This window comes from Paraplanobispora siamensis (genome assembly GCF_016863175.1).
GTDB lineage: Bacteria > Actinomycetota > Actinomycetes > Streptosporangiales > Streptosporangiaceae > Planobispora > Planobispora siamensis.
On sequence record NZ_BOOJ01000024.1, the window covers coordinates 47265 to 66401 of the forward strand.

Below are 19137 nucleotides of genomic sequence, written 5' to 3' on the forward strand. Positions count from 1 at the left end.
CGTCCCGGGCGGCCAGGGAGCGCGCGGCCGTCGCCGTCCCGGATCGGCCCGTCTCCGGCGGGGGCGGCGATCCCCGGCCCGAAGGACGGGCGTCCCGTCCCGCCGGGACGGCGGACCCGGGAGGCAGGGACCCTCGTAATGGGACAATTCGGACGTGGCTCCTCACCCTGACCCCGGAACTCCCACCGGACCCGGCGTCTCCGCCGACGTCCCGGATCCGGCGGTCCCGACCGGGTCCCGTACCTCCGGAGGCAGCCGGGACGCCGGGGTGTCGCGCCTCCTCGGCGCCGGGCCGTACGACCGGCTGATCAGGACGGCGGCCCTCGTCCTGGCCGTGCTCTGCGTTCTCGCCGCCACCGGGGGCCTGTGGGCGGGGGCGCGGCTCGGCGGGGCGGTCCGGCCCGACCCGATCGCCTGGCCGTCGTGGACCTCGGCGGCCGCCGGGCTCGTCCTGGCCGTGGCGGGAGCCGTACTCGTCCACCGCCTGCCCCGGCACCCGATGGCCTGGCTGCTGCTCGGCGGGGGAGCGGTGGTCTCCGCCGGGGGATTCTGCGCCGCCTACGCCGGGCTGTCCGTCCTGCGGCACGGCGGCGACCTGCCGCTCACCACGGCCGCGCTGTTCGTCGGCGGGCGCTCCGGCCCACTGGAGAACCTGATCGTCCCCCTGGTGCTGCTGCTGTTCCCCGACGGGAGGCTGCCCTCGCCGCGCTGGCGCCTGCCGGCCGGAGTGGCGCTGGGCTGCGTCGGGCTGGTGATCCTGATCCTGTTCACCATCCCGTGGCGGATCATCTCCGAGGGCGACCCGGTCTTCCCCGGCCTGGCCGGGATCGAGCTGGACCCGATCACCCCCGCGTTGCCTGACCCGGTGTGGCAGGCCACCCGGGTGATCATCGTGGGGCTCCTGCTGGTCAGTGTGGCCATCCCGGTGGCGGCCTTCGTCGGCCGGTTCCGCGGCTCCGACCCCGAGCTGCGCGTACGGCTGCGCTGGATGCTGCTCGCGGCCCTGGTCAACCTCGTGATCATCGCTGCGATCTTCGCCCTCAGGCCCTACGTGCCGAACGTCGTGGAGGTGCTGTGGCCGGTCTGCCTGGGCGTCGTCGCGCTCGCCGTCATCATCGCCGTCGTCCGGCACCGGCTCTACGACGTGGACCTGCTGCTCGGCCGGGCGATCCTGTACGGCGGCCTGGCCGCGGCCGTGATCACCGTGGACACGGCCGTCTTCGTGGCCGCGGGCACGCTGGTCGACGACCCCGTGGCCGCGGTGGTCGGCGCCGGGGCGGTCGGGGTGCTCTACGCGCCGCTGCGGCTGCGCATCCAGCGCTGGACCGACCGGGTCCTGACCGGCAGGGACGATCCGTACGACGTGGTCTCCGCGCTGGCCGAACGGCTGGAGGAGTCCGTCGGCCCGGACGAGCTGCTGCGCGAGGTGGCCCTGGTGCTGTCGACCGCGTTCCGCTCGCCGTACGTCCGGGTCGAGCTGGACCGATCCGGCGGGGGCACGCACGTCGTCGAGCACGGCGCCCCCCGTGACGACGTGGTGGTGCTGCCCTTCGCCTACCGGGAGACGCAGATCGGACGGCTGGCCCTGGTGCCCCGCACCGGCGCCCGGCTGTCCGACGCCGACCAGCGACTGCTGGCCGACGTCCTGCGCCAGGCCGCCGCGGCCGCCCGGGCCACCGCGCTCACCGAGGAGATCCAGCGCAGCCGCGAGCAGCTCGTCACCGGCGTCGCGGAGGAACGCCGCAGGCTCCGCCGGGACCTGCACGACGGCCTCGGCCCCCTGCTCGCCGGGGCCGCCCTCAAGATCGAGGCGGCCCGCAACCTGGCCGGACGGGACCTGACGGCCGCCGACGCGGCCCTGGCCGACGTGCGCGGGGACCTTTCCACGGTGCTGGCGGACGTGCGCCGCCTGGTGCACGACCTGCGCCCTCCGGCGCTGGACCAGTTCGGGCTGGCCGGGGCGGTGGAAAAGCGGGCGGCCGGGTTCGCCGGGGGCGCCCTGGAGGTGAGCGTCCGCGCCGAGGGCGACCTGTCGGGACTGCCGGCCGCGGTCGAGGTCGCCGCCTACCGGATCGCGACCGAGGCGCTGGCCAACGTCTCCCGCCACGCCCGGGCCACCGTCTGCGCGGTCCGGCTGTCCGCCGTCCCGGACGCCCTGGAGGTGGAGGTCACCGACGACGGGCTCGGCCTGCCGCCCGTGATCTCCGCCGGCGTCGGCCTGGTCGCCATGCGCGAACGCGCCGAGGAACTGGGCGGGCACTGCACGGTGACGCCCCGACCCGTCGGCGGCACCCGGGTCCACGCGTTCATCCCGTACGGCACCGCCGCCCGCGCTCAGTCCCCGGTCCCCGCCGGTACGGCCCGGAGCCCGGGATGACGCCCGGCGGAACCCGTCCGGGAAGCCGTCCTCCCCCGGTCTGACGGGCCGAGGTCACCTCCCGTGGTGAGGCGTCCGGGAGGGCGTCGCGGGGGCGGGTAGCCTATGACCCTCCCGGGCCGGAGCCCGCGAGGTCCGCACCGAAAGAGATCCGATGGCCCCCGATTCCGCCTCCCCGCCGAGCGGTTCCGCGCTTCCGCGCGTCCTGTTGGCCGACGACCACCCGGTCTACCGCGACGGGCTCCGCATGATGCTCGCCTCCACCGGGGCCGTCGACGTGGTCGCCACCGCCGCCGACGGAGTGGAGGCCGTCGTCCTCGCCGAACGGCTGCGGCCCGACGTCGTGGTGATGGACCTGCAGATGCCCAAGCTGGGCGGGACCGAGGCGACCCGGAGGATCGTCGCGTCCCGGCCCGGCACCGGGGTGCTGGTGCTGACCATGCACGACGACGACGAGAGCGTCTTCGCCGCGATGCTGGCCGGGGCCAGGGGATACCTGGTCAAGGGCGCCGACCAGGTGGAGATCCTGCGCGCCATCACCGCCGTGGCCGGCGGGGAGGTCATCTTCGGCCCGGCCCTCGCCGGCCGGGTCACCGCCTACTTCGCCCGCCTGGCCACCCTCCGCCCGGCGGCGGAGGAGCCGTTCCCGCAGCTGACCGCCCGCGAGCGGGAGGTGCTCGACCTCATCGCGGCCGGGCTGTCCAACCGGGCGATCGCCGAACGGCTGGTGCTGGCCCCCAAGACCGTCCGCAACAACGTGTCCAACGTCCTGGCCAAACTCCAGGTCGCCGACCGCGCCGAGGCCATCATCCGCGCCCGCGACGCCGGCCTCGGCCGCTGACCGTAATCCGGAGGGGCGCACTCCGCCGGACGTTGTGGCCGATCTCCGGGTCACCGACGGCGCGGAGGCCGTCGGCCGGATCCCGGGAGGGCGGGCCCTGTCGCCGGCTGGAGCCCGCCTCGCGGGTGATCAGGCGCGCAGCCGCAGGCCTCTCGGGGTCGGGTGGAAGCCCGCCGCCTCCAGGGCGGCGGCCAGCGGCGAGTCGTTGACCGCGGTGCCGTCGGCCCGCTCCACGGTCAGCTTCCCGAGCGCGCCGTCGCGTACGGCCAGCGCGAGGGCGTCCACGGCGGGCTGGAGGCGGTCGCCGTCGGTGAAGGACAGCAGCGTCTTGCCGCCGCGCTCGACGTACAGGACCAGGTGGCCGTCCACGAGCACCACCAGGGCGCCCGCCTTGCGGCCCGGCTTGTGGGACACGTCGCCGGGATGAGCCGGCCACGGCAGCGCCGCGCCGTACGGATTGGCCGGATCGGCCGCCGCCAGCACCACGGCCCGCCGCGCGGCCTCGCCCGCCCGGCCCGGGGCCCGGCCCGGGGCGCGGTGCCGGTCACCGGTCCCCGGCGCGGGAAGGCCGGGCGAATCCCACGCGGATGAGCGGGAGGCGTTCCATGGCTCGGCGGACTCGGATGAGGAGGTGCTCCACGGCTCGGCGGACTCGGATGAGGAGGTGCTCCACGGGTCGGGGTCGCCCGGCGGGGGCGGGGGGTTCTGCGGGACGGCGGCGCGCATGCGGTCGACGGCTCCCGGCAGGGCGAACTGGGCGCCGCCCAGGCCCTCGACGAAGTAGCCCCGGCGGCACCGGCCGCTCTCCTCGAACGCGCGCAGCACCTGGTAGACGGCGGAGAACCCGCCGGGGAGCCGCTCGGCCGTGACCGCGCCCCTGGTCACCACGCCGTGCCGCTCCAGCAGCACCTCCGCCTGGGCGTGGGCGCGCTGGGTGGCGTCACCGGCCGGCTCCGGAAGCAGCCACCAGCGCCCGCCCACGGTGGGCGGGCCGCTCCGGCTGGGCAGCACGGCCCGGCGCCTGCGCGTGGAGGCGGGCCGGTGGGCGGGCCGTCCCGTGCCGAGCGTCGCCCGGAGCGGGGCGAGCGTGTCACCCGTGACCAGCCCGGCCCACACCAGGTCCCACACCGCCGCGGCGAGCGTCGTGTCATCCGGGGCGAGCGCCGACCGCGCCGCGGGGCTCCCACCGCCGGAGGTGATCCCCGCCCGCGCCGACGACCTGCGTCCGGCCGTGATCCACGTCCGGGGCGGCACCGAGCCCTCGGCCGTGATCCCCGCCTGAGGCGGCCCGTCCCCGGCCGCCGTTCCGCCCGTCGCTGTTCCGCCCGTCGCTGTTCCGGCCGTCGTTGTTCCGGCCGACGCCGCGGGGTCCGGTGCTCCGGAGGCGGCGAGGACCGCGCCCACGCGGGCGCCCAGCTCGCGGAAGAACAGGGCGCCTCCGCCGCCGAGGACCTCCAGGACCGCCTCGTGCACCGGGGTCATGGTGATCTCCAGCGGGCCGGGCATCAGCAGCGGGGCGGTGTCGGCGAAGTACAGCGAGATCCAGCCGTCGCCGCCGGGCAGGGACCCCTGCCCCGCCCAGACGACCTCGCCGGAGGATGTCAGCTCGTCGAGCAGGGACGGGTCGTAGCCGGGCACCCGGGACGGCAGGACCAGCGTCTCCAGCGACGAGGCGGGCACCGCCGCGCCCTGGAGCTGCTCGATCGCGGCCACCAGTGCGTCGACCGCCGGCCTGCCCGCGCGCGGGGCGCCGGTGATCCCGTGCCAGGCGGGGGAGAATGCGGCCAGCGTCTCGGCGGGGACCGGCTCCACCTCCTTGCGGAGCCGGGCCAGGGACCTGCGGCGGAGAGTCCGCAGCACCCCGGCGTCGCACCACTCCTCACCCCTGCCGCCGGGCCGGAACTCGCCGTTCACCACCCGGCCGGAGGCCGCCAGGCGGCGCAGCGCGTCGGCGACCACGGCCGGGCCGAGGCCGAACCTGGCGGCGGCCGTACTCGCCGGGAAGGGGGTGCGGGTGCGCGCGTGGCGGGCCATGAGGTCGCCGAGCGGGTCGTCGACCGGCTCCAGGAACACGTGCGGCACGCCCACCGGCAGCGGCGCCCCGAGCGCGTCGCGCAGCCGGGAGGCGTCCTCGATGGCGGCCCACTGCTCCTGTCCGGCCACCCGCACCCGGATCGCCCGCCGCGCGGTCTCCAGCGCGGTCAGCCACGCCGGGTCGCCCTCGCGCAGGGTCACGTCGTCGGCGAGCAGTGGACCGTGGGACCTGAGCAGGTCGGCGAGATCCTCGGCGTCGCGCAGCGGCCGGTCGAGACGGGCCAGCTCGCGCTCGGTCTCGACGATCACGTCGGGGTCGAGCAGCTCGCGCAGGTCGGCCTGGCCCAGCAGCTCGGCCAGCAGGCTCGTGTCCAGCGCGAGCGCCTGGGCGCGGCGCTCGGCCAGCGGGGCGTCCCCCTCGTACATGAACGCGCCGACGTAGTTGAACAGCATCGACGCCGCGAACGGCGAGGCCTGGGACGTCTCGACCTCGACCAGCCGCACCCGCCGCGCCGCGATGTCGCGCATGAGCCGCACCAGGCCCGGCACGTCGAACACGTCCTGCAGGCACTCGCGCATCGTCTCCAGCACGACCGGGAACGAGCCGTAGCGGCTGGCGACGCCAAGCAGGTGGGAGGCCCGCTGGCGCTGCTGCCACAGGGGGGTCCGTTTGCCCGGCGTGCGTCGCGGCAGCAGCAGGGACCGCCCGGCGCACTCGCGGAACCGGGACGCGAACAGCGCCGAGCCGCCCAGCTCCTCGGTGACGACCCGCTCGATCTCCTCGGCGTCGAAGATCGCCACATCCGAGGGCGGATCGGACAGGGTGTCGGGGATGCGCAGGATGATGCCGTCGTCGGAGTGCACGGCCTGCACGTCGACGCCGTAACGCTCGCGCAGCCGCCGTCCGATGGCCAGCGCCCACGGCGCGTGCACCCGCGCGCCGTACGGCGAGTGCACCACGACGCGCCAGTCGCCCAGCTCGTCGTGGAAGCGCTCGACCAGCAGCGTGCGGTCGTCGGGGACGTATCCGGTGGCCGCGCGCTGCTCCTCCAGGTAGGACAGCAGGTTGGCGGTCGCGAAGTCGTCCAGCCCGGCGGCCCTGATCCGCCCGGCGGCGGTGTCTCCGGCGCCCGTCTCGGACAGCTCGCGCAGGAACGCGCCGATCGCCCGGCCCAGCTCGGCGGGGCGGCCCGGGGTGTCGCCGTGCCAGAAGGGCAGCTTGCCGGGCTGCCCGGGGGCGGGGGAGACCAGCACCCGGTCGGCCGTGATGTCCTCGATCCGCCAGGAGGTGGCGCCGAGCACGAAGACGTCGCCGGCCCGGGACTCGTAGACCATCTCCTCGTCCAGCTCGCCCACCCGGGAGGCCTTCTCGCCGACGAGGAAGACGCCGAACAGCCCCCGGTCGGGGATGGTGCCGCCGTTGGTCACCGCCAGCCGCTGCGCTCCGGGACGTCCCTGCAGGGTGCCGGTGACCCGGTCCCACACGATGCGCGGGCGCAGCTCGGCGAACTCCTCGCTGGGATAGCGCCCGGCGAGCATGTCGAGCGTCGCCTCCAGCGCGCTGCGGGGGAGCGTGCGGTACGGCGCGGCGCGGCGGACCACGGTCTCCAGCTCGTCGACGGTCCACTCGTCCATCGCGGTCATCGCGACGATCTGCTGGGCCAGCACGTCGAGCGGGTTGCGCGGATAGCGCATCTCCTCGATCTCGCCCCGCTTCATCCGCTCGGCCACCACGGCCGTCTGGACCAGGTCGCCGCGGTACTTGGGGAAGATCACACCCCGCGAGACCGCGCCCACCTGGTGCCCGGCCCGGCCGATGCGCTGCAGGCCGCTGGCCACGCTGGGCGGCGCCTCCACGCACGCCACCAGGTCGACCGCGCCCATGTCGATGCCGAGCTCCAGGCTGGAGGTCGCCACCACGGCGGGCAGCCGCCCGGACTTGAGCGCCTCCTCGATCTGGGAACGCTCCTCCTTGGACACCGACCCGTGGTGCGCCCGCACGATCTCCGGGACGACCCCCTTGCTCGCCCCCGCCTGGGCCATCATCTCCGCCGGGGTGGAGGCGGACGCGGGGGGCCGGGGGAACCCTCCGGACCAGTGGACCGGCTCGGAGGGCTGCCCGGTCCGTCCGGGCCCGCTTCGCGCGAGGTCGTCCTGCCCGGGGCCGCTTCGCGCGAGGTCGTCCCGTCCGGAGCCGTCGCCCGCGGTGCTCCGCTCCCAGGCCAGCTCGTTGAGGCGGGTGCACAGCCGCTCGGCCAGCCGCCGGGAGTTGGCGAACACGATCGTGGAACTGTGGTCGCCGATCAGATCGAAGAGCCGCTCCTCGACGTGCGGCCAGATGGACCTGCGGGCCGGCCGGTCCGTGAGCCAGGCGTCGTCGTCCTGGCTGGGGCGCGGGGCGGTGTCGATCTCGGTCATGTCCTCGACCGGGACGACGACCTCGACCTCGACGACTTTCTCCGACGGCGGCTGGACGACGGTCGCCGGGCGGGCCCCGCCGAGGAACTCGGCCACCTCGCTCACCGGCCGGACGGTGGCCGACAGCCCGATGCGCTGGGCGGGCGCGGGCAGCAGCGCGTCGAGCCGCTCCAGGGTGAGCGCCAGATGGGCGCCGCGCTTGGTGGCCGCCACCGCGTGCACCTCGTCGACGATGACCGTCTCCACGCCGCTCAGCGCCTCGCGGGCCTGGCTGGTCAGGATCAGGAACAGCGACTCCGGGGTCGTGATGAGGATGTCGGACGGCTTGGCGGCGAACCTGCGCCGCTCCTCGGCCGAGGTGTCGCCGGAGCGGATCGCCACCGAGATCTCCGGCACGGGCAGCCCGAGCCGCCTGGCGGTCTGCCGCAGCCCGGCCAGCGGGGCCCGCAGGTTGCGCTCGACGTCGACGGCCAGGGCCTTGAGCGGTGACACGTAGAGGACCCGGCACCGCCGCGGGGGATCGGCGGCCCCGGCCTTTCCCCGGGTTCCGCGCGGACGCCGGCGACCGCCCTCCGCGGGCGCGTCCACGGGGCCGCCGGAGGCGTCGCCCGAGGCCGGGGCGTCCGCGGGGCCGCCGGAGGCGGGGCCGTCGGCGGACATGCGCTCGGCGGCCAGCCGGTCGAGCGACCACAGGAAGGCGGCCAGGGTCTTGCCGGAGCCGGTCGGCGCGACCACCAGCGTGTTGTCGCCCCGGGCGATCGAGGACCACGCGCCCTCCTGGGCGGCGGTGGGCGCGGCGAAGGCCCCGGCGAACCATTGCCTGGTCACCGGGCTGAAGTGGTCGAGAGCTGATCCGGTCACCGTCCCATAGTGCACCGCGCCACCGACAGAACCGGCGCCGCCCGGAAATGTACAGAAGGGAGAAAAATTCCGCTCGGTAGATCCAAAACGTCTATTACCTGTTTTGGGTGCTTTGTCACCATACTTCTCGGGTGCACAGCTACGACGAGCGCCTGACCAGCCTGGTCTTCGACTACATGAAGGACCGGCTGTCCCTCGATCCCGTCCCCCTCGACAACCCCGGGGTGAAGGACAAGCTCGAGGCCGCCCTGGCCGGGATCATCACTCCCGAGGGCACCGACCCGGAGAAGGTCCTGGACCTCTACGCCACCCAGCTCGCCCCGGCGGTCATCTCCGCCGACAGTCCCAGGTTCCTCTCCTTCATCCCCGCCGCCCCCACCAAGGCCGCCCTGCTGTTCGACATGGTGGTCTCCTGCGCCTCACTCCAGGGCATCTCCTGGCTGGAGGCCTCCGGGGCCATCGCCGCCGAGAACCAGGTGCTCCGCCTGCTCGCGGACAGGGCCGGGATGCCGGAAAGCGCCGGCGGGTGCTTCGTCTCGGGCGGATCGGCGGGCAACCTGTCGGCGCTGGTCGTCGCCCGCGACACCGCCCGCCGCAGGCTCCCCGCCGGCCGTCTGCGCGTCGCGGTCAGCGACCAGGCGCACTCCTCGATCTCCAACACGCTGCGGATCATCGACGTGGACGCGCTCATCGTCCCCTCCGAGGACCACCGCCTGACCGGCGAGGCCCTGCGCGCCGCCCTGGCCGCCGACCCCGACCCGTCGAACGTGATCGCCGTCGTCGCCACCTCCGGCACCACCAACGCCGGGATCATCGACGACCTGGCCGGGGTCGCCGAGGTCGCCCGGGAACGCGACCTGTGGTTCCACGTGGACGGCGCCTACGGCGGCGCGGGGCTGTTCGCGCCCTCGATCCGCCACCGCTACGCCGGGATCGAGCACGCCGACTCCTTCGTCGTGGACCCGCACAAGTGGCTGTTCGCGCCCTTCGACTGCGCGGCGCTGCTGTACAGGAACCCCCGCCTGGCCCGCGCCGTACACACCCAGGACGCCTCCTATCTCGACGTCCTGCACACCGAGGGCGACGAGTGGAACCCCACCGACTACGCCTACCACCTGACCCGGCGCGCCCGGGGGCTGCCGCTGTGGTTCTCCCTGGCGGTGAACGGGACCGACGCCTACACCGACGCCATCGAGAAGGGGCTGAGCCTCGCCCGCGAGACCGCCGCCCTGATCGAACGGACCGGGTACCTGGAGCTGATCCGCGAGCCGGAGCTGTCGGCCGTGCTCTTCCGCCGGGCCGGCTGGACGAGCCGGGACTACCATGACTGGTCCGAGCGGCTGCTGGCCGGGCAGATCGGTTTCGTCACGCCCACCGGATGGGAGGGCGAGACCGTCGCGAGGTTCGCCTTCCTGCATCCCGGCACGACCATGGAGATCGTGGAGGAGATCCTCGCCACCATGGCATGACGCCATGGACAGGTTCAGTCACCGTCGCCACGGAGATAGCTCAGACGAACGTCCGACACATTGAGCGGTGGGACAGTATGAGCATCGATTATCCGGCGATCGAGACGGCACGTGAACGGATCAGGGCGGAGCACCTCCGAGAGCACCGCCCTCCGAGCAGCGCCAGAGGGCTGCACCACTTCGCCCTGATCTCCTCCGACGTCGAAAGGACGATCGCCTTCTACCAAGGACTCCTGGAGTTCCCCCTGACGGAGATCTTCGAGAACCGCGACTACAAGGGCTCCAACCATTTCTTCTTCGACATCGGCAACGGCAACCTGCTGGCTTTCTTCGACTTCCCGGGCCTGGACCTCGACCCCTACAGGGAGGTTGTCGGCGGGCTCCACCACATCGCCATCTCGGTGGACCCGTCGACCTGGGAGCGGCTGCGGGGCAAGCTGGAGGCCGCGGGCGTGCCGCACCAGATCGAGAGCGGAGCCTCGATCTACTTCAGGGACCCCGACGGGGTCCGCCTGGAGCTGCTCGCCGACCCGCTCGGCGAGATGTACGGCTCCCGCGTGATCTGACGGGGTCCCCGGCGTACGCATCGCGTTCGGCCCGACACCGACCCGACTTCGATCTGATTTCGACCTGGCGGGGTCCACGGCGCGGACGCCCGCCGCGACCTGACGGGACTCCCGGTTCCCGGACGTCCCCGTCACCCCCGGGGGACGTCCCTCAGCGCCGGGACGCCCGCCGGGTGCGCGGCCTGCCCTCACGGGGCAGCTGGACCTGCGCGGCGTGCCTCTCCGCGCGTTCGGCCTTCTCCTGCTGTACGGACAGGCGCAGCTCCCGGAGGAACCTGCGGCGGCGGGCGCGGCGTTCGGCCTTCTCGGCATGGGTCAGTTTCAGCGCCGAGGCGAACAGGACGACGGTCAGGGGGAGTCTCAGCATGTCCCCGAGTCTCACCCGGGGGCCGGGGACTTACCAGGCCCAATGCCGGTCCGGCGGCGGACGGGCACGCCGGCGGGCGGGGCGTGGTGTGTCAGGAGGCCGTCCCGGAGCGCCCATACTGGAGGGATGCGCCTGTCGGATTTCTGGAAGCGGATGAAGCTGCACTTCGGTGACGACTATGCCGAGTCGTGGGCACGCGACTACGTCATCGCCGATCTGGGCAGCCGGACCGTGGTGCAGGCGCTGGCCGACGGCGAGTCGGCCAAGGATGTCTGGCACGCCGTGTGCGGTGTGGCGGACGTCGCCCCCCGGCTCCGCTGAGGGGACGCGGCCGCTGTCTCCGGCCGTGCCCACGGGAGACCGGTGGCTCCTCAGGAGACCGGGGCCTCTCCCAGCAGCTTCTCGACCGATTCGGCCGCATGGCCGGGGTCGCCGGTGCCCTCCTGGCCGTCGGGCGACCACAGGAAGAGCCAGCCGCTCTTGGCCGGGGTGGCGAAGACGATCGTCTGCCTCCCGGTGTTCGGATGCCAGACCCACAGCACGGGATCGTCGCCTCCCAGCAGGCGGCTGACCATCCCCCGATCGGGCAGCTCGGCGGCCAGGGCCTCGAGATGGGCCAGGCGCTGCTGAGTGAACGTGTCGGTCAAGTCGTCTACACCTCAGGATCGTTTTAGATCCAGGATCTCTCCAGGTCAGGCCGGTGACACCGCGTTCGACGGAATGCCCGGGAATGTCGCCCCGCAGCCGGGCGGGGCGGGCCGTACGGCTTGCGCGCCTCTGGAACCCGTGATGCGATTGAGCAACGATCGAACAGTCGTTCGGCTATATTGGACATGCCATCCCTCGTGGCGTGCTCTCCGGAAAATGTCGGTGGCACCCCGTAGCTTTCTGGCAACACCGATTCGACCCGCAACCCTCCAGGGGGCTCCCAGTGGCAGCTAACGACCGCGAGAAGGCGCTCGAGACCGCGCTCGCTCAGATCGAGCGGCAGTTCGGCAAGGGCTCCGTCATGCGCCTGGGCGACGACGCCCGCGCACCCATCGAAGTGATCCCGACCGGCGCCATCGCCCTCGATGTCGCTCTCGGCATCGGTGGGTTCCCGCGCGGCCGCATCGTCGAGATCTACGGCCCGGAGTCCTCCGGTAAGACCACCGTCGCACTGCACGCGGTGGCCAGCGCCCAGCGCCAGGGCGGCATCGCCGCGTTCATCGACGCCGAGCACGCGCTCGACCCGGAATACGCCAAGAAGCTGGGCGTCGACACCGACGCGCTGCTCGTCTCCCAGCCCGACACCGGTGAGCAGGCGCTGGAGATCGCCGACATGCTGATCCGGTCCGGCGCCATCGACCTGCTCGTCATCGACTCGGTCGCGGCCCTGGTGCCCAAGGCCGAGATCGAGGGCGAGATGGGCGACAGCCACGTGGGTCTCCAGGCCCGCCTGATGTCGCAGGCGCTGCGCAAGGTCGCCGGCGCGCTCAACAACACCGGCACCACCGCGATCTTCATCAACCAGCTCCGCGAGAAGATCGGCGTCATGTTCGGCTCGCCCGAGACCACGACCGGTGGAAAGGCGCTGAAGTTCTACGCCTCGGTCCGTCTCGACGTCCGCCGCATCGAGACGCTGAAGGACGGCACCGAGCCGGTCGGCAACCGCACCCGCGTGAAGGTCGTCAAGAACAAGATGGCCCCGCCCTTCCGTCAGGCGGACTTCGACATCCTCTACGGCGTCGGCATCTCCCGCGAGGGCGGTCTGATCGACATGGGTGTCGAGCACGGCTTCGTGCGCAAGTCCGGCGCCTGGTACACCTACGAGGGCGACCAGCTCGGCCAGGGCAAGGAGAACGCGCGTAACTTCCTGCGCAACCACCCTGACATGGCCAACGAGATCGAGAAGAAGATCAAGGAGAAGCTGGGCGTCGGCCCCCGCGTCGACGCGCCCGAGGCCGCGCTGCCGGCCGCTCCGGCCGCTCCCGCCCCCTCCGGTCGTGGCTCCAAGGCGGCCGCCACCCCCAAGCCCGGTGACGTCTGATCCGGAGCTGACCGATGACGAGGGGACCCGACTCCGGTCCGGCCGACGAGGCCGGACCGCGAGACTGGGGCGCCTGGCCCGACCCGCCAAAGGCCGGGCCTGACAGCGGAAGGCGTCGATCGAAGTCTTCCGCCACCGGGCGCGAGCCCGGCCTCCCCGGCAAGGCGGACCGACGCGAGCGGCCCCGCCGCGATCCGGCGGCGGCGTGGGAGGCCTTCATCAGCGGAGCCGGTCCTGCGACCGGCCCCGGCGCCGCTCCGAAGGACGGTCCGGCCGACCGCCCCACCGGCGGCAGGCGCCGTGGCTCCGGAGGTTCCACACGACGCAGCAAGGGTGATTCCACCGGCCCCATATGGGATGGCTTCATCAGGAAACCCACCGAGGACTCCGAGAAACCGTCCGGCCCAGACCCCGAAGAGTCCGAGCCGGACTTCGGACCGGGCCAGACGAGCTTGGACCGCTGGGGCAGTCCTGATTCCGAGGTGGATGTCTCGGAGCGGGACGGTGCGTCGGAGTTCGGTCGTGATTCGGAGACGGGCACGACGGGATGGGACCGCTGGGGCAGTCCTGATTCCGAGGTGGATGTCTCGGAGCGGGACGGTGCGTCGGAGCTTGGCCGTGGCCCTGAGACGGGTGTCACGGGGCAGGGCGGCGCGTCGGCGTTCGGCCGTGATCCTGAGGCGGGTGCGACCGGGCGAGGCGGCCGGGCGGGGTTCGGCCATGATTCGGGGACGGATGTCACGAGGCAGGACGGTGCGTCGGAGCTTGGCCGTGGCCCTGAGACGGGTGTCACGGAGCAGGGCGGCGCGTCGGCGTCCGGTCGTGATCCTGAGGCGGGTGCGACCGGGCGAGGCGGCCGGGGGAGGTCCGGTCGTCGGGGTTCCCGGAAGGGCCGGGGGGCGACGTCCGGTGGGTTCCTGCCGGATGGACCGATGGAAGGTTCTCCGGCGAGTCAGGGACCGCCGGCCGATCCGCAGGCGGTCGCGCGGGCGATCTGTCTGAGGTTGCTGACCATGGCACCGCGGACGCGCGCCCAGCTCGCCGAGGCACTGCGTAAGCGCGATGTGCCCGACGACGCCGCCGAGGCCGTGCTGGAGCGCTTCTCCGAGGTCGGCCTGATCGACGATGAGGCGTTCGCGGCGGCCTGGGTGAACTCACGTCACGCCGGGCGGGGCCTCGCCCGGCGGGCCCTGGCCGCCGAGCTGCGGCGCCGCGGGGTCGAGGAGGACACGGTCAAGGAAGCGGTCGAGCAGCTCGACCCCGAGCAGGAGGCGGAGACCGCCCGCAGGCTCGTGGAGCGCAAGCTCCCCGCGACCCGCGGTCTCGACCCCACGGTGAGAACGCGCAGGCTCGCCGGAATGCTCGCCCGCAAGGGATACGGCCCGGGTCTGGCTTTCCGCGTCATTCGCGAGGCCCTCGAAAACGAGGAAACGGAAGGCTCTGCATTTCCCGACGACCCCGATTACCCGATGGATTCGATCTGACGTTCCCGGATGGGAATTCATGATGTGAGCCGTCCCCGGCCTACATCGTGATCGCCGCTGTCCGGTCATCGCCGGTGAGAGGACGACGGCGGTGAAGTGCCGGTCCGAGCCGGGTGGGAAGAGTCGGGTCTCTACGGTGCTACGGCTCTGCGGTGCTACGGCTCTGCGGCGTCACTGGTTCTCCGGCGCCACCGACTCTATGGCGGCTCTATGCCGCTACCGGCGCCACCGCGGTCCTTCGGGCTGAGCCTGCCGCTTCTCCATATTCGATCATGCTCGGGTCCTCTGGTCTGAGCATCATCGGATATGTGCTGCCGACCGGTTCGCCGGGGCGCCGATTGTTCCTCTGGCAGCTTGTTTCTCTGAACAACGCCGACTGGCCGAGCCGGAGGGCGCGGCGGAGGGGGAACGGCGGGTGCGGTGTCATTCCTCTGCGGGAGGGCACGATGTCGCCTTCCCGCAGAGGGAGCACCGAGCACAGCGGGACACGTGCCGTTGTGAGGGCCGAGCTGGAGCGGGGTGAGCGCCGTCGTGAGAACGGGGCGGAGGGCGGCCCGTGACGAGGCGGACCGGGGATCCGCGGCTGGTGGACCGGGCGAAAAGGGACCTTACCTGAAGGCAGGAGTCAGCGGGTCTTTGCTTGCTCGTTACCACTTTGACGCTTAATCTCGACGGCAGTGAGGAGTTACTCCGCGCAGCGCGGATTGTCATAACGGTGAACTACGGACGAGCAGGCTTGGCGACGCGGACGGGCGGCTGGCAGCGAAAGGAGTCGGCGCGGCGCCGGTCCGTTTATATCTGTCCTGGTGGCGACACCGCTTGGGCTTTCGTGCCGTGCGTGTGACCCTCTCGTGCTTGATGTCGGAGACGCGAGGAGGGCGGGGCGCGCATGGAGCCAGTTGTGGTCATCGTGCTGGCGGGAGCGATGGTGGTCCTTGCCGGGGTGACGATAACCGTGCTGGTCATGCTGCTGCGCCGTACCGGAGGGCTCACCGGCAGGCCGGTCGGAGCCTCTCCTGAGCACATGGCGGAGATCCAGTCCGAGCTCGAAGAGGCCAGGCGCGAGGCGATGGACACGCGCGTCAAGGCCGAGCAGGAGGCCGCGGAGATCCTCCGGCGTTCCGAGCAGCAGGCCATGGAGGTCATGCGCCGTTCCGAGCAGGACGCCGAGGCGATGCTGCGCCGTTCCGAGGCCGCCGCCGAGAGCGCCGCTCAGATGCGCAAAGAGGTCGAGGCCGAGAGCCAGGTCCTGAAGTACGAGCTCAAGGAGCTCCGTTCCGACCTGGAGCGCAGAGAGAACCGGCTGGCCGAACGCGAGCAGCGGCTCGACGAGGAGGCCAGGCGCCAGGCTGAGCGGGCCCGCAAGCTCGCCGAGACCGAGACCGAGCTGGCCGACCGCCGAGAGGATCTCGACCGGCTCTCCCAGGAGCGCAAGGCCGTCCTGGAACGGGTGGCCGGGCTCACCAGCGCGCAGGCGAAGGCCGAGCTGGTCCGGGAGATCGAGAACCAGGCCAAGCGCGAGGCCGCGCTGATCGTGAGGGAGATCGAGACCGAGGCCCGCAAGGAGGGCGAGAAGCGGGCCACCAAGATCGTTACTCTGGCGGTCCAGCGCATGGCCGCCGAGCAGACCGCCGAGTCCGTCGTCAGCGTGCTGCACCTGCCGGGCGACGAGATGAAGGGGCGCATCATCGGCCGGGAGGGCCGCAACATCCGCGCCTTCGAGTCGACCACCGGCGTCAATCTGATCATCGACGACACCCCCGAAGCGGTGCTGCTGTCGTGCTTCGACCCGGTCCGCCGTGAGACCGCCCGGCTGACGCTGGAGAAGCTCGTCCTCGACGGGCGCATCCACCCGCAGCGCATCGAGGACGCCTACGAGCGCAGCAGGGCCGAGGTCCAGGAACTGTGCGTGCGCGCGGGCGAGGACGCCCTGGTGGAACTCGGCATCACCGACATGCATCCCGAACTGATCACCCTGCTCGGCCAGCTCCGCTACCGCACCTCCTACGGGCAGAACGTGCTGGCCCACCTCGTCGAGTCCGCGCACATCGCCGGGATCATGGCCGCCGAGCTGAAGATGGACCAGGTCCTGCTCAAGCGCTGCACGCTGCTGCACGACATCGGCAAGGCCCTGACCCACGAGGTCGAGGGCAGCCACGCCCTGATCGGTGCGGAGATCGCCCGCCGGTACGGCGAGCACGAGGACGTCGTCCACGCGATCGAGGCGCACCACAACGAGGTCGAGGTCCGCACCGTCGAAGCGGTCCTGACCCAGGCCGCCGACGCGATCAGCGGCGGCCGGCCGGGCGCGCGGCGCGAGTCGCTGGAGGCCTACGTCAAGCGGCTGGAGCGCCTGGAGGAGATCGCCCAGTCCTACGAGGGCGTGGAGAAGGTCTTCGCGATGCAGGCCGGCCGCGAGATCCGGGTCATGGTCAAGCCCGACTCCGTCGACGACATCCAGGCCTCGGTGATCGCCCGCGACGTTGCCAAGCAGGTCGAGGAGGAGCTCACCTACCCCGGCCAGATCCGCATCACCGTCGTACGGGAGTCCCGCGCCACCGAGTTCGCCCGCTGACCCGCCCGATCTCGCCGTACGGCGGCGCCGGTCACCACCGCTCCGCTGCCCGCCGTACCGGCGCCGAGAGCTGAGGGCCGGTGGGCGAGGGCCTCGTGGTGCCGGCGGCGGGGGAGGTTCCACAGGTGTGGAGGATCGGGGTCAGGTGCGGAAGATTTGCTGGTAGAAGGCCAGCTCGGCGGCCAGGGCGGCGCTGCGGGTCTCGGCGCGGCGGAAGCCGTGGGATTCGCCTTCGAAGGTGAGGTAGGTGCAGGGGACGCCGCGTTCGGCGAGGGCGTCGGCGAAGGACTGGGACTGCGCGGGGGGCACCACCGGGTCGGACAGGCCTTGGAGCAGGAGCATGGGGCAGGTCACTCCGGCGACCTGACCGAGGGGTTCGCGGGAGCCGTACAGGACGGGGTCCTGAGGGCCGACGAGCCATTCGACGTAGCGGGACTCGAAGTCGTGGGTGGTCTCGACGAACGGGCCCAGAGAGCTCACGCCGTAGTAGGACACGCCCCCGGCGAACGCGTCGGACAGCGCGCAGGCCGCCATGACGGTCCAGCCGCCGGCGCTGCCGCCGCGGATCGCGATCCGCGCCGGGTCGGCGAGCCCCTCGCCGGCCAGCCACTCGGCGGCCGCGATCACGTCCTCCACGTCGACCACGCCCCACTGGCCGCGCAGCCGGTCGCGGTAGGCGCGGCCGTAGCCGGTGGAGCCCCCGTAGTTGACGTCGATCACGCCGATGCCGCGGCTGGTGAGGAACGCCTTCTCCAGATCGAGCGCCGTCATGCTGTGACCGGTCGGGCCGCCGTGGGCGAACACGACGTACGGCGGCGGGGTGTGGGCCACGGCGTCGGGGTTCGACGGCGGGTAGACGGTCGCGTGCACCTTGCGGCCGAAACGCCCCTCGATCTCCACGGACCGGGGGACCGGCAGGTAGGCGACGTCGGGCAGCTCGCCGATGTCGCGGCGCAGCCCCTCCACCCGCCCGGTCACGGTGTCCACCCGGACGATCGAGCGGGACACCGCCGGGCCGTAGCCGATCCCGGCGAGAGTGCGGCCGTCGGCGGCCAGGACCGGGGCCCAGCCGTCGTAGGGCACGTCGAGGTCGGTCAGCGTGCCGTCCTCGGCGTCGAGCAGGGCCAGCCTCAGGTCCCCCTGCCCGTGCAGGACCGCGAGCCGCCCGTCGTCGAGCACGGCGTACGGCCGGCCGCCGAGTTGCCACAGCGGCCCGGCGAACTCCTCCTCGGCCGGGTGGAGCGCCTGGGAGGAGGTGCCGTACATCCCGATCTGGTAGAGGTTCCACCAGCCCGACCAGTCGGAGACGAGATACAGGGTGCGGTCGTCGCGCCATTGCGGGGCGAGCACGGACTCGCCGGCGCCGCCCTTGACGGTCCAGGAGTGGCCGTCGGACAGGCGGGTGATCCGCAGTTCGGTGCCGTTCCACGGCATGCGGGGGTGGTTCCAGCAGATGTAGGCCAGGTGCTCGCCGTCGGGGGAGATCGTGGGGAACGCGTAGAAGTCGTTGCCGCCGACCCGCTCGCGGGGCTCGGCGCCGCCGTGCAGCGGTATGGAGACGATCGACCGGCTGACCTTGCCGTCGTGGTGCCGCTCCTGGACGCACCAGATCTGCCCGTCGTGGAAGAGCAGGTCGGCGTAGCGCAGGCCGGCGTCCAGGTCGGGCTGCGGGGTGATCGGGCGGGGTTCGGCGCCGTCGGTCAGCAGGTAGAGCCGCTGGTCGGCCAGGTTCGCGAAGACGACGCCGTGGCCGGAGCCGTCGCCGGGGACGACCACGTAGGACCGCCCGCCGTACTCGTGCACGCGGGTCCGGGCGTTCCACGGAGCCGCGAGCAGCTCCCGCCGGGAGCCGTCGGCGCTCCGGTGCACGATCGTGGTCCGGCCGCCCTCGGCGGGGCGGTCCTCGGTCCACCAGACCTCCTCGCCCAGCACGGTCGGGAAGCCCAGGTGCAGTCCCGACCGGGCGACGTCGGAAGTGGAGATGGGCGAGGGCCAGGTGCCGTACGGCACGGCATCGCGCTCTGCGGACATGGCGTAATCCTGCCCGATAACACGCCGCGTGTCGCCGGTATGACGCTCATCGTGTGCGCGGCATCCGGAAACGGCCGCCCGGCGC

Annotated in this window: 12 protein-coding genes; 8 read left to right on the forward strand and 4 right to left on the reverse strand. The window is 72.8% G+C overall.

The genetic code is table 11. From position 1 onward, the window contains the following. The first annotated feature begins 154 nt into the window (after window positions 1-154). Window positions 155-2377 (forward strand): sensor histidine kinase, encoded by a 2223-nt coding sequence (locus Psi01_RS13275; RefSeq protein WP_239127586.1) that lies wholly within the window; start codon window positions 155-157, stop codon window positions 2375-2377. Between the two features lie 154 nt (window positions 2378-2531). After that, window positions 2532-3218 carry a response regulator gene (locus tag Psi01_RS13280; protein ID WP_204064297.1) on the forward strand — a complete coding sequence of 229 codons (687 nt, stop codon included), beginning with the start codon at window positions 2532-2534 and terminating at the stop codon, window positions 3216-3218. 129 nt (window positions 3219-3347) lie between these two features. Here the strand turns inward: Psi01_RS13280 and Psi01_RS13285 are convergent, their stop codons facing one another. Beyond that, window positions 3348-8531 carry an Lhr family helicase gene (locus tag Psi01_RS13285; RefSeq protein ID WP_239127588.1) on the reverse strand — a complete coding sequence of 1728 codons (5184 nt, stop codon included), beginning with the start codon at window positions 8529-8531 and terminating at the stop codon, window positions 3348-3350. A 131-nt stretch (window positions 8532-8662) separates the two neighbouring features. On the opposite strand from Psi01_RS13285, the gene Psi01_RS13290 reads away from it, so the two are divergent. Together Psi01_RS13290 and Psi01_RS13295 are read left to right on the forward strand one after the other, a co-directional pair. Then, window positions 8663-10000 (forward strand): pyridoxal phosphate-dependent decarboxylase family protein, encoded by a 1338-nt coding sequence (locus Psi01_RS13290; protein WP_204064299.1) that lies wholly within the window; start codon window positions 8663-8665, stop codon window positions 9998-10000. 77 nt (window positions 10001-10077) lie between these two features. Further along, on the forward strand, window positions 10078-10566 hold the full coding sequence (locus tag Psi01_RS13295) for a VOC family protein (RefSeq protein ID WP_203873123.1): 489 nt from the start codon (window positions 10078-10080) through the stop codon (window positions 10564-10566). 151 nt (window positions 10567-10717) lie between these two features. Here the strand turns inward: Psi01_RS13295 and Psi01_RS13300 are convergent, their stop codons facing one another. Beyond that, the gene (locus Psi01_RS13300; protein WP_204064300.1) at window positions 10718-10933 is read right to left on the reverse strand and encodes a hypothetical protein; all 216 of its coding nucleotides are present in this window, start codon (window positions 10931-10933) and stop codon (window positions 10718-10720) included. A gap of 126 nt (window positions 10934-11059) precedes the next feature. On the opposite strand from Psi01_RS13300, the gene Psi01_RS13305 reads away from it, so the two are divergent. Further along, entirely contained in the window at window positions 11060-11254 is a 195-nt protein-coding gene (locus Psi01_RS13305; RefSeq protein ID WP_204064301.1) for a DUF3046 domain-containing protein, read from the forward strand. A 50-nt stretch (window positions 11255-11304) separates the two neighbouring features. On the opposite strand, the gene Psi01_RS13310 is transcribed toward Psi01_RS13305, so the two are convergent. Next, window positions 11305-11580 carry a hypothetical protein gene (locus Psi01_RS13310; RefSeq protein ID WP_204064302.1) on the reverse strand — a complete coding sequence of 92 codons (276 nt, stop codon included), beginning with the start codon at window positions 11578-11580 and terminating at the stop codon, window positions 11305-11307. 284 nt (window positions 11581-11864) lie between these two features. On the opposite strand from Psi01_RS13310, the gene recA reads away from it, so the two are divergent. The 3 genes from recA (at window position 11865) to rny (ending at window position 17021) form a co-directional block, all read left to right on the forward strand. After that, window positions 11865-12962: a recombinase RecA gene (gene recA, locus Psi01_RS13315; RefSeq protein ID WP_204064303.1), complete on the forward strand. Its 1098-nt coding sequence runs from the start codon at window positions 11865-11867 to the stop codon at window positions 12960-12962. 14 nt (window positions 12963-12976) lie between these two features. Next, window positions 12977-14446 carry a recombination regulator RecX gene (gene recX, locus Psi01_RS43300; RefSeq protein WP_239127590.1) on the forward strand — a complete coding sequence of 490 codons (1470 nt, stop codon included), beginning with the start codon at window positions 12977-12979 and terminating at the stop codon, window positions 14444-14446. Between the two features lie 889 nt (window positions 14447-15335). Next, window positions 15336-17021, forward strand: coding sequence for a ribonuclease Y (rny, locus tag Psi01_RS13325; RefSeq protein ID WP_239127592.1), 1686 nt, complete (start codon window positions 15336-15338; stop codon window positions 17019-17021). A 141-nt stretch (window positions 17022-17162) separates the two neighbouring features. Here the strand turns inward: rny and Psi01_RS13330 are convergent, their stop codons facing one another. Next, a complete protein-coding gene (locus Psi01_RS13330) occupies window positions 17163-19052 on the reverse strand; it encodes a S9 family peptidase (protein WP_204064304.1) in 1890 nt (629 codons plus the stop codon). Window positions 19053-19137 lie beyond the last annotated feature (85 nt).

Coding starts and splice junctions, on each gene's coding strand:
- Psi01_RS13280 (WP_204064297.1), top strand. CDS start 2,532: ATGGCCCCCGATTCCGCCTCCCCGCCGAGCGGTTCCGCGCTTCCGCGC.
- Psi01_RS13295 (WP_203873123.1), top strand. CDS start 10,078: ATGAGCATCGATTATCCGGCGATCGAGACGGCACGTGAACGGATCAGG.
- Psi01_RS13300 (WP_204064300.1), bottom strand. CDS start 10,933: ATGCTGAGACTCCCCCTGACCGTCGTCCTGTTCGCCTCGGCGCTGAAA.
- Psi01_RS13305 (WP_204064301.1), top strand. CDS start 11,060: ATGCGCCTGTCGGATTTCTGGAAGCGGATGAAGCTGCACTTCGGTGAC.
- recX (WP_239127590.1), top strand. CDS start 12,977: ATGACGAGGGGACCCGACTCCGGTCCGGCCGACGAGGCCGGACCGCGA.
- rny (WP_239127592.1), top strand. CDS start 15,336: ATGGAGCCAGTTGTGGTCATCGTGCTGGCGGGAGCGATGGTGGTCCTT.
- Psi01_RS13330 (WP_204064304.1), bottom strand. CDS start 19,052: ATGTCCGCAGAGCGCGATGCCGTGCCGTACGGCACCTGGCCCTCGCCC.